Source organism: Streptomyces sp. NPDC037421, from assembly GCF_055602105.1.
Map to the genome: position 1 here is coordinate 33,122 of NZ_JBVJWV010000023.1, position 13,362 is coordinate 46,483.

The following is a 13,362-nucleotide window of genomic DNA, read 5'->3' on the forward strand; positions in this document are numbered from 1 at the left end:
GCGACCCCGAGGGGGCCGAACGGGTGAACCGTCAAACGCCGACGCCGCCGGACCCGCGTGCTGCGGGTCCGGCGGCGTCCGGTGCGTTCCGTGCGTGCCGTGCGTACGGGCCTCAGGCCCAGAGCTGGCCCTGGAGGACCTCGATGGCCTCTTCGGTGGTCGCCGCCGTGTAGACGCCGGTCGACAGGTACTTCCAGCCGCCGTCGGCCACGACGAAGACGATGTCGGCGGACTCCCCGGCGGCGACCGCCTTGCGGCCCACGCCGATCGCCGCGTGCAGCGCGGCTCCGGTGGAGACGCCCGCGAAGATGCCCTCCTGCTGGAGGAGTTCACGGGTGCGGGTCACCGCGTCGGCCGAGCCCACCGAGTAGCGGGTGGTGAGCACCGAGGCGTCGTACAGCTCGGGGACGAAGCCCTCGTCGAGGTTGCGCAGGCCGTAGACGAGGTCGTCGTAGCGCGGCTCGGCGGCGACGATCTTCACCCCGGGGACGTTCTCGCGCAGGTAGCGGCCGACGCCCATGAGGGTGCCGGTCGTGCCCAGGCCCGCCACGAAGTGGGTGATCGACGGGAGGTCGGCGAGGATCTCCGGGCCGGTGGTGGCGTAGTGGGCGCCCGCGTTGTCCGGGTTGCCGTACTGGTAGAGCATCACCCAGGAGGGGTTCTGCTCCGCCAGTTCCTTCGCCACCCGCACCGCGGTGTTCGAACCGCCCGCGGCCGGCGACGAGATGATCTCGGCTCCCCACATCGCGAGAAGGTCGCGGCGCTCCTGCGAGGTGTTCTCCGGCATCACGCACACGATCCGGTAGCCCTTGAGCTTCGCGGCCATCGCGAGCGAGATGCCCGTGTTGCCGGAGGTGGGCTCCAGGATGGTGCAGCCGGGGTACAGGCGGCCGTCCTTCTCCGCCTGCTCGACCATGTGGAGCGCGGGGCGGTCCTTGATCGAGCCGGTCGGGTTGCGGTCCTCCAGCTTGGCCCAGATCCGGACGTCCTGCGAGGGGGACAGCCGCGGCAGGCGCACGAGCGGGGTGTTGCCGACCGCCGCGAGCGGGGAGTCGTAGCGCATTACTTCGAGCCGCCGGCCACGGCCGGGAGGATGGTGACGCTGTCGCCGTCCTTGAGGGCGGTGGAGATGCCGTCGAGGAAGCGGACGTCCTCGTCGTTGAGGTAGACGTTCACGAAGCGGCGCAGCTGGCCGCCGTCGACGATGCGCTCCTCGATGCCCTTGTGACGGGTCTCCAGGTCCGCGAACAGCTCGGAGAGGGTGGCGCCCTCGCCGTTCACGGCCTTCTCGCCGTCGGTGTAGGTGCGGAGGATGGTCGGGATGCGGACCTCGATGGCCATGGCGGGCTCCAGTGTCGTGAAGGGGGCGAAGAAGTGTGCGGGCGCGCGTTCGTGCAGCCCCCGCGCGGAAGGGGCCCGGTGCTCAGGCGGCAGGACAGATGGCGCTGGCGAGGCGGCACAGGTCGACGTGCAGCCGCGCCACGAGCAGCAGCCTGCCGGGCGTCTCGATGCTCACGTCGTGGGAAACCATGCGGTCATGTTAACGATTCCCGGTCCCGTGTTTGGAGTGTGATCCCGCATCGTGGACGCCGACGGCTCACATGGTGGTCAGTAGGCGGCCACGACCTGCACTTCTTCCTCCGTGATCACGCCGTCGACGATCCGGTAGGAGCGGAACTGGAACTCGCCGAGGCCGTCCTGGTCGGCCGTGGAGACGAGGACGTAGTGCGCGCCGGGCTCGTTCGCGTACGTGACGTCCGTGCGCGAGGGGTAGGCCTCGGTGGCGGTGTGCGAGTGGTAGACGATCACGGGCTCCTCGTCCCGGTCGTCGAGCTCGCGGTAGAGCTTGAGCAGATCCTTCGAGTCGAACTCGTAGAACGTGGGCGACCGGGCCGCGTTGAGCATCGGGATGAACCGCTCGGGGCGGCCGGCGCCCGCCGGGCCGGCCACGACGCCGCACGCCTCGTCCGGGTGGTCCTTGCGGGCGTGCTCCACGATCTGGTCGTACAGGGCCTGGGTGAGGGTCAGCATGAGCCACAGGATAAACAGACGGGCCCTCCCGTACCGAGGAGTGGTACGAGAGGGCCCGAATGGTGGACACGTCGCCTTGGGCGCAGGGCCCGGGTGCGGGTTCCCGGCCGCGGCAGGCGGCCGGGAACCACGTTCAGCCGGTCAGCGGGTGACCTTGTTGAAGGCGGCGCCCTGCGGGTTGCGGGCCTTCAGGACCAGGTAGGAGACGCCCAGGATCAGACCCCACAGCGGGGCGCAGTACAGCGAGACGCGGGAATCCTTGTCGACGCCCATCATCACGATGACCATGCCGATGAACAGCAGGGCGAACCAGCTGGTCCACGGGGCGCCGGGGGCGCGGAAGGCGGACCCCGGCAGCTCGCCGCGGTCGGCCTTGGCGCGGTAGCGGATCTGGCAGACCAGGATCATGATCCAGGCCCACATGCCGGAGATGGTGGCGAAGGAGACGACGTAGTCGAAGGCCTTGCCCGGGGCGACGTAGTTGATCCAGACGCCCACCAGCATGAGTGCGGCGGAGAAGGTGGTGCCGGCCAGCGGGGTGCCGTTCTTCGTGAGCTTGGTGAAGAACTTCGGGCCCTGGCCGTTGAGCGCGAGGTCGCGCAGCATGCGGCCGGTGGAGTACATGCCCGAGTTGCAGGAGGACAGGGCGGCGGTCAGCACGACGAAGTTGACGATCGCGGCGCCGATGCCGAGGCCCATCTTCTCGAAGGCGAGGACGAAGGGGCTCTCGCCGGCCTTGAAGTTGGACCACGGGATGACCGACATGATCATGATGAGCGCGCCGACGTAGAAGACGGCGATGCGCCACGGCACGGTGTTGATGGCCTTGGGCAGGGTCTTCGCGGGGTCCTTGGACTCGCCGGCGGTGACGCCGACCAGCTCGACCGCGAGGAAGGCGAACATCACGATCTGCAGGGTCATCAGCGTCTCGCCGATGCCGTTGGGGAAGAAGCCGCGGTCGTTCCACAGGTTGGAGACGGAGGCGGTCGCGGCGGCGTCGGAGAAGCCGATGGTGAGGATGCCGGCGCAGATCAGGATCATGCCGACGATGGCGGTGACCTTGACCATGGAGAACCAGAACTCCAGCTCGCCGAAGAGCTTCACGGAGATCAGGTTGGCGGCGTAGAGGATCACGGTGAAGATCAGCGCGTACGCCCACTGCGGGAAGCTATCGTTGGTCCAGTACGACATGTACTTCGCGGCGGCGGTGACCTCGGTGATGCCGGTGACCACCCAGAACAGCCAGTAGGTCCAGCCGGTCGCGTAGCCCCAGAACGGGCCCAGGAACTCGCGGGCGTAGTCCGAGAAGGAACCGGAGACGGGCCGGTACATGAGCAGTTCGCCCAGGGCCCGCATGATGAAGAAGATGACCAGTCCGGCGATGGCGTAGGCCAGGATCAGGCTCGGCCCGGCCTTCGAGATCGCCTTGCCCGCGCCCAGGAACAGGCCGGTGCCGATGGCTCCGCCGATCGCGATCATCTGGATCTGGCGGGCTCCGAGCGCCCGGTGGTAACCCTCCCCGTCGCCCTCGCCCTGACCGCCCTCGCCGGGCGTCCTGTCGTGCTGCTCGACCTGCACAGAGGTCATGTCTTGGTGCGCCTTTCTCCACGCCGACCCGCGCCTCGAACGGCTGCGGATCGGGTTTCCTCGATCCCCCCGGATACGGATGGAGTTGCACGCCGGCGGTCAGCCGGTTCAAGCGGGCCGGGGGACATGGGTGGCGTCCCGTCGGCGATCGTGAAGATCTATCACGTGCTCGCGGGCGGGAGAAAGGGCGGAAAAGCGGCACAGGGCACGGCAATATCAGGACATGGCGGCGGAAATGCATCAGATCACCGCATGGCGGTGATCTGATCGTTATCCGGATTTGAGCGTCCGCTGAGCGAACACTCACGTGCCCTTGACGTCCGCGGGGCGGACGGCCTCCGTCAGAGGGTCTCGATGAGCGTCTCCTGGAGGCCGCCCAGCCAGAGGTACGCCATCACCATCGGCTTGCGCGGGTCGTCGTCCGGGAGCCGGAACAGCACCGCGCTCTCGTCGTCCTCGGTGATGTCGAGCCGGGCCGCGATGGTCAGCCGGAGGTCGTTGAGCGCGCCGAGCCAGCGCAGCGGCAGCTCGCCGGTCAGCTCCAGCACCGCCACCCCGTCACCGGCCGGGGTGAGGGAGTCGAGGCTGCGTACGACGGCCAGCGCGTCCTCCCGCTTGCGGGTGCGCAGGTCGTTCTCGGTGAAGCGGCGGAACTCCGCCGAGTGGGCCCGCAGCTCCTCCGGGTCCTCCCCGGAGCCCGCGCCGCCGGGGCCCCCGTAGGCGTCGGGGAAGAGCCGGGCCAGCGCCGGGTCGGACGGGGGCTCGGTGGGGCCGTCGGAGGCGAACAGCACCGCCAGCGGATCGGCGTCCGCGGCGGGCTCCGGCTCGCCGGGGCCGATCAGCTCCAGCAGCTGCACGGCCAGCGAGCGCAGGATGGAGATCTCGATCTCGTCCAGGGCCACCGCGGCCCCGCCGCCCTCAAGGGGCTCGAACACGCCGCCCATCAGAAGCGGTCCTGCGAGAGGGTCGCCCAGAGCCCGTAGCCGTGCATGGCCTGCACGTCGCGTTCCATTTCCTCCCGGGTGCCGCTGGAGACGACCGCCCTGCCCTTGTTGTGGACGTCGAGCATCAGCCTGGTCGCCTTGTCCTTGGGGTAGCCGAAGTAGGCCTGGAACACGTACGTCACGTAGCTCATGAGGTTGACCGGGTCGTTGTGCACCAGGGTCACCCACGGGACGTCCGGTTCGGGGACCGCGAAGGTCTCCTCGGCCGATTCGGTGCGTTCGATCTCAATAGGAGCAACACTCACTTGTCCCATGCTGCCACTGTGACGGGCCGGTCGCACAAACCGGCCCCTACATCTCGTCACTTTGACGAGATGTGCGCTAGCATCCGTGACATGAACCCTGCGGACCTGGGCCTGCCGGTGGACGTGCCGTCGACAGCGCTCTTCACGGATCACTACGAGCTGACGATGCTGCAGGCAGCGCTGGCCAACGGCACCGCCGAACGCCGCTCGGTCTTCGAGGTCTTCACCCGGCGGCTGCCCGAGGGGCGGCGCTACGGGGTGGTGGCCGGGACCGGGCGCGTCCTGGACGCCGTGGAGAACTTCCGCTTCGACAGCGCGGTGCTGGAGTTCCTGCGGGAGCGGGCCGTCGTCGACATGCGGACGCTGGACTGGCTGGCGTCGTACCGCTTCTCGGGTGACATCTGGGGGTACCCGGAGGGGGAGGTCTACTTCCCCGGGTCGCCGATCCTGCGGGTCGAGGGCAGCTTCGCCGAGTGCGTGCTGCTGGAGACCGTGATCCTTTCGATCCTCAACCACGACTCCGCCATCGCGGCGGCCGCCTCCCGGATGGCCTCGGCCGCGGGCGACCGCCCGCTGATCGAGATGGGGGCGCGCCGGACGCACGAGCTGGCGGCGGTCGCGGCCTCGCGGGCCGCGTACGTGGGCGGCTTCGCCTCCACCTCGGACCTGGCGGCCGGCTTCCGCTACGGGATCCCGACGGTCGGGACCTCGGCCCACGCCTTCACGCTGGTGCACGACACCGAGCGGGACGCCTTCACCGCGCAGGTGGCCTCGCTGGGCAGCGGGACCACCCTGCTGGTGGACACCTACGACGTCGCGGAGGCCGTACGGACGGCCGTCGAGATCGCCGGGACGGACCTGGGCGCGGTGCGCATCGACTCCGGCGACCTGCTGCTGGTCGCGCACCGGGTGCGGCAGCAGCTGGACGAGCTGGGCGCGACGCGCACCCGGATCGTGGTCACCTCCGACCTGGACGAGTACGCCATCGCCTCGCTGGCGGCGGCGCCGGTGGACGCGTACGGGGTGGGCACCCAGCTGGTGACCGGCAGCGGCCACCCGACGTGCTCGATGGTCTACAAGCTGGTCGCACGGGCGGCCTCGGGCGACCCGAAGGCGCCGCTGGTGCCGGTGGCGAAGAAGTCCACGGGCGGCAAGACCTCCGTCGGCGGCCGCAAGTGGGCGGCGCGCCGGCGGGACTCCGAGGGGGTCGCGGAGGCCGAGGTCGTCGGCACCGGGCCGGTGCCGACCGCGCTGGCCGACTCGCAGCTGCTGGTGCAGCTGGTGAAGGCGGGCGAGGTGGTGGCCCGCGAGCCGCTGGAGGCCGCCCGCGACCGCCACCGGGCGGCCAGGGCCGGGCTGCCCCTCTCGGCGACCCAGCTCTCCCGCGGCGAGGCCGTGCTCCCGACCGAGACGCCTTCCTGACGCGCCGCCGCCCTTCTTGACGCGGCCCTCGCGCCACTCGGCCCTGGCGGGTCTCCCGGGCTCCGGCCCGCTGCGCCGGGCTCCGTCCGCAGGCCCGCCGGGCGGGGCCGGGCCCGACTCGGTCGCCGGCGCGGCTCGGAGCACTGCGCTACCGCGCCCGCGCCTCAGTCGCCGGCGAGGCTGAAAGCGCGGGAAGGGCCGGTAGGGGTAGCGGCCCCGCGCAGCGGTGCCCCGCGCGGAACAGAACGCGGGCCCGCCGGGGCTTGAGCTGCGGGAGGCCGGGGGAAGAGCCCCCGCAGGGTCCCGCCGTACATCACCGTCTACCTAAGGACACGCGACATGCACCGCGCACTGATCGTCGTCGACGTACAGAACGACTTCTGCGAGGGCGGCAGCCTCGCGGTCACCGGCGGGGCCGACGTCGCCGCCGCGATCACGGAGCTGATCGGGCAGACCACCCCCGGCTACCGGCACGTCGTGGCGACGCGGGACCACCACGTCGACCCCGGGTCCCACTTCGCGCGGCCCCCTGCCGAGCCGGACTACGAGACGTCCTGGCCGGTGCACTGCGTCGCCGGGACCGAGGGCGTCGGGTTCCACCCGAACTTCGCCCCCGCCGTCGCCTCCGGGGCGGTCGCCGCCGTCTTCGACAAGGGTGCCCACGAGGCCGCGTACAGCGGTTTCGAGGGCACCGACGAGAACGGCCAGGGACTGGCCCAGTGGCTGCGCGAGCGCCACGTGAGCGAGGTCGACGTGGTCGGCATCGCCACCGACCACTGCGTGAAGGCCACCGCCGTCGACGCCGCCCGCGCCGGGTTCACCACCCGCGTGCTGCTGGACCTGACGGCCGCCGTGGCCCCCCACACCACCGAGAAGGCGCTGGAGGAGCTCCGGGCGGCCGGAGTCACCCTCGTGGGCGGCTGAGCCCCCTCAGCGGCCCAGGAGGGCGCGGATCGGGTGCCAGAGTTCCTGTGCGGCGTCCGGGGCCCCGCGCCACAGCAGGCCGTCGGGGTGGTGGAGGACGGCGGTGACCTCGTCCGGGGTGGGGGGCTGTGCGTTGCCCCTCAGGTACACGGCCCGCATCCCGAGGTTCCGCAGCCTGGTCAGGGCGCGGGCCCGGTTCACGGCGTGCACCAGCACGCGCACGTCGCCGCCGTCGCCGGACGGCCTCGGCAGCGTGAGCGCGACCACCACGCTGCCGCCTGGCAATCTGACGAAACCTCCACCGGGCATGATCTTCAGCTCCCCCGTCAATAAGAACAGTCGCCCCCGCATCTAAACGCGATCGGCCGCCGCCCGCTAGAGGGCGACGGCCGATCATGCTTTGACCTGCGGATTTACCGAATTACTTGGCGGCGGGGCCGACCTCGATCGTCATCTGGAGACCGTCGTAGGTCTCCTTCGCGATCTTGATCTTGGTGTTGGTGTCAGTGACCTTCACCGAGCCGGTCGGGTTCTCGTCGTAGTAGTACTTGCCCTTGTGGTCGTCGAAGACCAGGTTCGCGGGCTTCGGCTTGACGAAGAGCGACTCGCCCTTGTTGTGCAGGGTGAACGCGTCCGTGGAGTACGCGCTGAACGTGGCGTCGTACGGCTGGATCTTGTTCCGCAGCAGGGTGCCGTCCGACCACTTCATCGGCTTGGCGTTGGCGTCGACCGGCAGGATCAGACCCTGGCCCGGGTGCTGGCTGGTGTTGTTGTCCTTCTGGGACTTGTCCCACAGCCAGATCAGCAGGCCGTCCTGGTACGGGTAGTGCTCGACCCAGCCCGGCTTGGTGTTGGCCCAGCCGAAGTTGTACGGGCCCACCTTGAGGGTGGAGTCGTACGAGACGTAGCGGCGGTTCTCCGCGATGTAGTACTGCGGGTACTCCTTGGTGAAGCCCGCGCCGATCCGCTCGAAGCCCTTGCCGGTCCAGCCGTTGTCGCCGTTCTCGGCGCCGTCGGTGAACAGCGCGGCGCCGTCCGCGGTCAGGGTGACGGCGTCGGCCGTGAAGCCCTTGCCGCCCGCGCCGCCGTCCGTCTGGTAGCGGAAGCGGAGGTCGACCTTCTTGCCCGCGTAGGCGTCCAGCGGGAAGTTCAGGGACTTCCAGGCGCCGGAGGCACCGGTCAGCGACGGGCTGCCGGAGGCGTCGGCCGGGATGGCCGCACCGTCGGCGGTGCCGGCCAGCGCGTTCCAGGTGGCGCCGCCGTCCGTGGACACCTCGGTGTAGAGGAAGTCGTAGTCGGCCTCGATGTCCCACCAGCCCTTGAGGGAGAGGGCGGCGGACTTCTTGCCGGTCAGGTCGACCGAGCGGGTCAGGGTGTTCTTGAGGTCGTCACCCATCTGGCTCCACCACTGCGAGGAGCCCTCGGCGGGAGCGACGATGTCGGTCTTGACCTGCTTCTTCGGCAGCTCGACGACCAGCGCCTGCTTGTCCTTGGTGTTGTACTCCGCCACACCCAGCTTGTGGGTGGACTTCGTCGCGGCCTTGGCCTGGTCGTAGTTCAGCCAGCCCAGCTGGAGCTTGTCCCAGGCGGTCATGTCGCCCGGGAGGTCGCCTATGGAGTCCTTGCCCTGGCCGAGCCAGGAGCCCGCGGACATCAGGGACCAGAAGCCGACCGAGTTCTCGCCGCCACCGGAGGTGTCGTAGAGGTCCGGCAGGCCGAGGTCGTGGCCGTACTCGTGCGCGAAGACGCCGAGGCCGCCGTTCTCCGGCTGCATCGTGTAGTCGCCGACCCAGATGCCGGTGTCGCCGATCTGGGTACCGCCGGCCTTGTTGTCGGCCGGGCCGGTCTTGCCGACGTCGGTGCCGTACGCGTACCAGCGGTGCGCCCACAGCGCCGTCTTGCCCTGCACGCCGCCGCCGGCCGACTCGTCCTCGCCCGCGTGGACGATCTGGAAGTGGTCGATGTAGCCGTCGGGCTCGTTGAAGTTGCCGTCGCCGTCGAAGTCGTTGCGGTCCCACTGGTCGTACTGCGCCAGCTGGGCCTTGATCTGGGCGTCGGTCTTGCCGGCCTTCTTCTGGGCCTCCGTCCACGCGGTGACGCCGTCGCGGACGGTGTCCCACACGTTGGAGCAGTTGGTCTGGCCGCAGAAGTTCGAGCCGTAACGGGCCTCGTTGTACGGGACCTTGACCCAGTCGGCGACCTCACCGTCGACCGAGTAGCGGCCCGAGGAGGTCTTCTCGTAGTAGGTCTTCAGCGAGTTCTTGCCCTGGCCGGTACCGAAGTACAGGTCCTGGAAGTAGTCGCGGCTGAAGTCCTTGCGCCAGGCCGTGCTGTTGTTCTTCGCGCGGTCGGGCTGCTCGATCGTGTTGTGCAGCGGACCGGGGGTGCCGCCGAACTTCGGCTCGGCCGGCTTCGGACCCTCGGGGCCGTCCGGGTCGAACATGGTCGTGCTGTCGACCTGGTCGCCGAACTCGACGAGGATCGTGAAGATCTTGTCGGTCTTCTCGCGGCCCAGCTCGACGTACTTCTTGTCGTCGAGCTTGACGACCTTCGAGGCGCCGCGCTGCTCGACGTTCTTCTTGCCCGCCAGCACCTGGTCAAGGGCGGCCTCGCGCGCCTGCGCGTTCTGCTTGCTGAACGGGGTTTCGAGGTTGTGCTGGACCTGCTCCTTCGCGGGGGAGCTCGGGTCCTGCTTGTCCGCGGCCGGGGCGTCGCCCCAAGCGGTGGTGGCCTGGGCCGTGGTGAAGAAGGCGCCGGTGGCCGCGGTCGCGGCCAAGGTCACGCCGACGGCGGCGGCGCGCAGCGCGCGACGCCTGGTGGAGTTTCCGGTCACTTGATGTCGTTCCCCTCCCGCGGCCGCGACGTAGGTCGGAACATCTCCGTAGGAGTGGGGGGTTCCGCGCGGCGCGCGTCTCAAGTGACGACATTTGACCGGAGAGTCTAAAGAAAAGACAGACCTTGACTTCTTCCTTACAACTGCACTATGCGGTCAGCGAGTTCCGCTATTCGGACGTTCCGTCGCCATACGGTCCCATCCGGGGCGAACGCCTCCGGTTGCCGGGTCCCGCGACCGGGCGTGCGACGTCGTGCGCCCCTCCGTGCCCCGACACCGTGGGTAAGGTCACGCTTACCTGTTGCTCCGTCCGGGCATCCCCTACGGGAGTCACTTGACGCGTGCGCGAACTGTCGATGCGACTCCCCCCTCCACGCCTTGAGGACGGAAAACGCCATGCCGCGTCCGACTGCCGCACAGCTCGCCTACGGCTCCGCCACCGTCGTCGTGTCGACGATCGCCATGCTGCTGCTCTCGCAGACGAGCACCGGGATCGGAGTCGCGGTCATCTCCGCCGCCGCGCTCGCCCTCGGGCTGCTGGTCGCGCTCACCGTGCCGATCCCGCGGCGGCGGGGCCGGCACGCGGCGCGGCGGGGCGGTGCGCAGGCGGCTGCGGGCGAGCCCGCCGGGGGTTCCGGCGGGGGGTCCGCCGGGGGTTCCGCCGCGCGGGGCGGGCCGGCGGCGGGGGCGGGCGGCTCCCGGGTGCCCGGGCCCCGGACGGCCTCCGCGGACCACCCCGTCCACCACTGACCGGACACCGGCGCGGGCGGCCGCCCCCCCACCGGGGTCGGCCGCCCGCGCGTGCCCTCGTAGGACTTCGGCTCAGGTCGAGGTGACCACCACCGTCTTGGCCACCTTGTCGTGGAGCCCCTGCCGGTACGGCTTGTCGACGAGCATCGACACGATCAGCGCGAGCGGCCACAGGCAGAAGCAGCACACCAGCGTCGGCACCCAGAGCACGGCGCCGCGGCCGAGCGCGGCGCCGGACGGCGGCACGCTGCCGTCGTTGAGCATCGCGACGCGCAGACCCATGGCCTTCTTGCCGACGGTCTGGCCGTTCTTGTGCGTGAACCACCAGTCGTAGCCGACGTACGCGACGATCGCGATCAGCGTCCACAGCAGGCCCGTGCCGCCGTACGACTTCGTGATGACCTCGGTGACGTCCTCGCCCTTGTCGGTGTCCACGGCGTACCGCCGGGTGCCGAAGGGCAGTTGGATGAGGAACAGCGGTACGCCGACGATCAGCGTGTCGATCACGCGAGCGACGAGCCGCTTGCCGAAGTCGGCGAGCGGGGGCATCCCGGCGAGCGGATCGGGCATGCCGTAACCGCCACCGCCGCCGTACGGGTCCCCGGGCCCGCCGCCGTACGGGGGCGGGGGCGGAGGCGGAGGCGGGTATCCCCCGCCGCCGCCGGGGGGTGGGGGCGGGGGCGGGGGGTAGCCGCCGCCACCGGGCGGCGGCGAGCCGTACGGCGAACCGCCCGACGGAGGCGTCGGCTCCTGGGGCTTCTTGAGGAACGGGTCGTCCTCGGGCCGGTCGCCCGGCGGCGGCTGGTCGGTGCTCATGGCCCGAGTCGAACCCGGCTCCGCCCGCCCCGCAACGCGGCCGCGTCCGTCCGGGGCACGGTCGGGCACCGGCCCGGTCAGCGCGTCACGAACGTCCCGGCCGCCCGGTCGTGCCAGGCCCGCCTGCGGGGGCGGTCCACCAGGCACCACAAGCTGCCCGGCAGCCCCAGGAAGGCGTACACGAGCCAGCGGCGCAGGGCCGCCCCGAAGGTGGGCGGGCGCAGGGTGGCGGTGGACAGCACGCGCACACCGAGCAGCTTCTTGCCCGGCGTGCGGCCCCAACGGGCGGTGGGCAGGGCCTCGTAGAGGACGCCGAAGAGCAGCACGGCACCGAGTACGACACCCAGGTGCCCGGCGGTGGTGGCGTCGAGCAGGTACACGGTGGTGGTGCGCCCGCTCGCCCGGGCGGCGTCGACCTTCGCCTCCAGATGGGCCGTCACCCGGGGTACGACGGGCACCGCGACGGCCGCGGCGACGGCGGCGAGCACGAGGGAGTCCAGCACCCGTGCCACCCCCCGCCGCCCCAGCCCGGCGGGCCGCACGGCCCGCTCCGCCATCCGCTCGAAGACGGCCCGGCCGTCCTCCCGGGCGGCCGCCGGCGCCTGTGCCTCCGGCGGGGGGACGGGGGATGCCGCGCGGGACTGCGGGGGCTCGGGTGCCGGTGCCTCCGGCCGGGGTACGGGAGCGGCCGCGCGGGACCGCGAGGGCGCGGGTCCCTCGTGCGCCCGGGGGGCGCGGCGCTCCGGCTCGGGGGCGCACACCGGCTCGGGGGCCCGGCGCTCCGGCTCGGGGGCCCGTACCGGCTCGGGGGCCCGTACCGGCTCGGGGGCCCGTACCGGCTCGGGGGTCCGGCGCACCGTCGCCGGCTGCGGCTGCGGCTGCGAGCGCTGCGGCGGGGCTTCCGGGGCGGCCTCCGGCCAGCTGGAGGTGAGGCCCGACGCGCCGGCACCCGGGGCGTCGGGCCAGGCCGGCGGGCGGGCCGACAGGATCCCGACGCTCTCGGCGGCGGCCTGCGCCGGGAGCCGCTGCGCGGTGCCTGCGGCAGCGGCAGCGGGCCGGGCCAGGGAGATCCCGGCGGGCCGGGCGGGCTCGGACTCCGCCGGGTCGCCCCAGGAGACCCGCGCGTCGCGGGGCCCGCCGAAGCCGGCCTGGTGCACGGGATCGACCTGCCACCCGCCCTGCCCCCGCCCCTCCCCGGCACCGGGCCCGCCGCCGCCCGGGCCGCCACCCGCGTCCGCCCCGGAACCCCAGTCCCGGGCCGGGGCGTGGTCCGGCTCCGGTCCGTCGGCCGCCCGCGGGCCGGAGCCCCACGCGGGGCCCGGGGCGGAGTCCCGGGCCCGGCCCGCCCCGGCACCGCCGTGGCCGGCGGACCCCCAGCCGGCCGGGGGCTGCGGCGTCGGGCCCGGGTCCCGCAGGGCCTCCGTCATCGATGTCTCGTCCAGGAAGACCGGCCCCGTCTCCTCCACCCGAACGGCGGCGGGAACGGCAGGACGGCTCGTACCCGGAACCCAGGACGCGCCGTTCCAGTACCGGACGTACCCGGGGATGGACGGGTCGGGGTAGTAGCCCTCGCGGGCCGCGTGCTCTCCGTCACCAGGGGAGGCCGTCAATGTCCCCAACTCCGATCGTGGCTTGAGGCTTGTGCAGGGGAGGACCCAAGGGGAGGACCATAGCCAAGAACCCCCGCCCGGCAGGTCCGGTAACGGGAGATTCCAAGCGTTCGGGCGAACCTCGCCCCGCCCCCACCCCA

The 13,362-nt window shown here is 71.6% G+C and carries 14 protein-coding genes; 3 read left to right on the top strand and 11 right to left on the bottom strand.

Annotated features, from left to right (window positions below):
- Positions 1 to 112 precede the first annotated feature (112 nt).
- The 7 genes from ACZ7IF_RS27415 to clpS all read right to left on the bottom strand — a co-directional run bounded on the left by ACZ7IF_RS27415 (position 113) and on the right by clpS (position 4,876).
- Positions 113 to 1,063: a PLP-dependent cysteine synthase family protein gene (locus ACZ7IF_RS27415; protein ID WP_470976388.1), complete on the bottom strand. Its 951-nt coding sequence runs from the start codon at positions 1,061 to 1,063 to the stop codon at positions 113 to 115.
- Complete coding sequence (locus tag ACZ7IF_RS27420; protein ID WP_361597648.1) at positions 1,063 to 1,341, bottom strand: MoaD/ThiS family protein; 279 nt, start codon at positions 1,339 to 1,341, stop codon at positions 1,063 to 1,065. The genes ACZ7IF_RS27415 and ACZ7IF_RS27420 overlap by 1 nt, the downstream gene beginning before the upstream one ends.
- A gap of 82 nt (positions 1,342 to 1,423) precedes the next feature.
- Positions 1,424 to 1,531 carry a putative leader peptide gene (locus ACZ7IF_RS27425; RefSeq protein ID WP_311736929.1) on the bottom strand — a complete coding sequence of 36 codons (108 nt, stop codon included), beginning with the start codon at positions 1,529 to 1,531 and terminating at the stop codon, positions 1,424 to 1,426.
- Positions 1,532 to 1,608: 77 nt separating this feature from the next.
- The gene (locus tag ACZ7IF_RS27430; protein ID WP_470976391.1) at positions 1,609 to 2,031 is read right to left on the bottom strand and encodes a M67 family metallopeptidase; all 423 of its coding nucleotides are present in this window, start codon (positions 2,029 to 2,031) and stop codon (positions 1,609 to 1,611) included.
- A 141-nt stretch (positions 2,032 to 2,172) separates the two neighbouring features.
- Positions 2,173 to 3,618 (bottom strand): amino acid permease, encoded by a 1,446-nt coding sequence (locus ACZ7IF_RS27435; protein WP_470976394.1) that lies wholly within the window; start codon positions 3,616 to 3,618, stop codon positions 2,173 to 2,175.
- A gap of 341 nt (positions 3,619 to 3,959) precedes the next feature.
- The gene (locus tag ACZ7IF_RS27440; RefSeq protein WP_470976397.1) at positions 3,960 to 4,562 is read right to left on the bottom strand and encodes a DUF2017 domain-containing protein; all 603 of its coding nucleotides are present in this window, start codon (positions 4,560 to 4,562) and stop codon (positions 3,960 to 3,962) included.
- Positions 4,562 to 4,876 (bottom strand): ATP-dependent Clp protease adapter ClpS, encoded by a 315-nt coding sequence (gene clpS, locus ACZ7IF_RS27445; protein ID WP_470976400.1) that lies wholly within the window; start codon positions 4,874 to 4,876, stop codon positions 4,562 to 4,564. Before clpS ends, ACZ7IF_RS27440 begins: the two co-directional genes overlap by 1 nt.
- 81 nt (positions 4,877 to 4,957) lie before the next feature.
- On the opposite strand from clpS, the gene ACZ7IF_RS27450 reads away from it, so the two are divergent.
- Both ACZ7IF_RS27450 and ACZ7IF_RS27455 read left to right on the top strand, forming a co-directional pair.
- Positions 4,958 to 6,289 (top strand): nicotinate phosphoribosyltransferase, encoded by a 1,332-nt coding sequence (locus ACZ7IF_RS27450; protein ID WP_470976403.1) that lies wholly within the window; start codon positions 4,958 to 4,960, stop codon positions 6,287 to 6,289.
- A gap of 339 nt (positions 6,290 to 6,628) precedes the next feature.
- Complete coding sequence (locus ACZ7IF_RS27455) at positions 6,629 to 7,213, top strand: nicotinamidase (RefSeq protein ID WP_470976406.1); 585 nt, start codon at positions 6,629 to 6,631, stop codon at positions 7,211 to 7,213.
- 6 nt (positions 7,214 to 7,219) lie between these two features.
- Here the strand turns inward: ACZ7IF_RS27455 and ACZ7IF_RS27460 are convergent, their stop codons facing one another.
- Together ACZ7IF_RS27460 and ACZ7IF_RS27465 are read right to left on the bottom strand one after the other, a co-directional pair.
- Complete coding sequence (locus ACZ7IF_RS27460; RefSeq protein WP_470976408.1) at positions 7,220 to 7,522, bottom strand: hypothetical protein; 303 nt, start codon at positions 7,520 to 7,522, stop codon at positions 7,220 to 7,222.
- Between the two features lie 112 nt (positions 7,523 to 7,634).
- Positions 7,635 to 10,046, bottom strand: coding sequence for an immune inhibitor A domain-containing protein (locus ACZ7IF_RS27465; RefSeq protein ID WP_470976411.1), 2,412 nt, complete (start codon positions 10,044 to 10,046; stop codon positions 7,635 to 7,637).
- Positions 10,047 to 10,442: 396 nt separating this feature from the next.
- Between ACZ7IF_RS27465 and ACZ7IF_RS27470 the strand changes: the two genes are divergently transcribed.
- Positions 10,443 to 10,796: a hypothetical protein gene (locus tag ACZ7IF_RS27470; protein ID WP_470976414.1), complete on the top strand. Its 354-nt coding sequence runs from the start codon at positions 10,443 to 10,445 to the stop codon at positions 10,794 to 10,796.
- A 72-nt stretch (positions 10,797 to 10,868) separates the two neighbouring features.
- Here ACZ7IF_RS27470 and ACZ7IF_RS27475 read toward each other — a convergent pair whose 3' ends face one another.
- Positions 10,869 to 11,612, bottom strand: a complete 744-nt coding sequence (locus tag ACZ7IF_RS27475) for an RDD family protein (protein WP_470976417.1) — start codon at positions 11,610 to 11,612, stop codon at positions 10,869 to 10,871.
- Positions 11,613 to 11,689: 77 nt separating this feature from the next.
- Complete coding sequence (locus ACZ7IF_RS27480) at positions 11,690 to 13,222, bottom strand: RDD family protein (protein ID WP_470976420.1); 1,533 nt, start codon at positions 13,220 to 13,222, stop codon at positions 11,690 to 11,692.
- Between the last annotated feature and the right edge of the window lie 140 nt (positions 13,223 to 13,362).

What these genes read in the sequence shown, in the direction of transcription:
- ACZ7IF_RS27415 (WP_470976388.1), bottom strand. Translation starts at nt 1,063, where the DNA reads ATGCGCTACGACTCCCCGCTCGCGGCGGTCGGCAACACCCCGCTCGTG.
- ACZ7IF_RS27420 (WP_361597648.1), bottom strand. Translation starts at nt 1,341, where the DNA reads ATGGCCATCGAGGTCCGCATCCCGACCATCCTCCGCACCTACACCGAC.
- ACZ7IF_RS27425 (WP_311736929.1), bottom strand. Translation starts at nt 1,531, where the DNA reads ATGGTTTCCCACGACGTGAGCATCGAGACGCCCGGCAGGCTGCTGCTC.
- ACZ7IF_RS27430 (WP_470976391.1), bottom strand. Translation starts at nt 2,031, where the DNA reads ATGCTGACCCTCACCCAGGCCCTGTACGACCAGATCGTGGAGCACGCC.
- ACZ7IF_RS27435 (WP_470976394.1), bottom strand. Translation starts at nt 3,618, where the DNA reads ATGACCTCTGTGCAGGTCGAGCAGCACGACAGGACGCCCGGCGAGGGC.
- ACZ7IF_RS27440 (WP_470976397.1), bottom strand. Translation starts at nt 4,562, where the DNA reads ATGGGCGGCGTGTTCGAGCCCCTTGAGGGCGGCGGGGCCGCGGTGGCC.
- clpS (WP_470976400.1), bottom strand. Translation starts at nt 4,876, where the DNA reads ATGGGACAAGTGAGTGTTGCTCCTATTGAGATCGAACGCACCGAATCG.
- ACZ7IF_RS27450 (WP_470976403.1), top strand. Translation starts at nt 4,958, where the DNA reads ATGAACCCTGCGGACCTGGGCCTGCCGGTGGACGTGCCGTCGACAGCG.
- ACZ7IF_RS27455 (WP_470976406.1), top strand. Translation starts at nt 6,629, where the DNA reads ATGCACCGCGCACTGATCGTCGTCGACGTACAGAACGACTTCTGCGAG.
- ACZ7IF_RS27460 (WP_470976408.1), bottom strand. Translation starts at nt 7,522, where the DNA reads ATGCCCGGTGGAGGTTTCGTCAGATTGCCAGGCGGCAGCGTGGTGGTC.
- ACZ7IF_RS27470 (WP_470976414.1), top strand. Translation starts at nt 10,443, where the DNA reads ATGCCGCGTCCGACTGCCGCACAGCTCGCCTACGGCTCCGCCACCGTC.
- ACZ7IF_RS27475 (WP_470976417.1), bottom strand. Translation starts at nt 11,612, where the DNA reads ATGAGCACCGACCAGCCGCCGCCGGGCGACCGGCCCGAGGACGACCCG.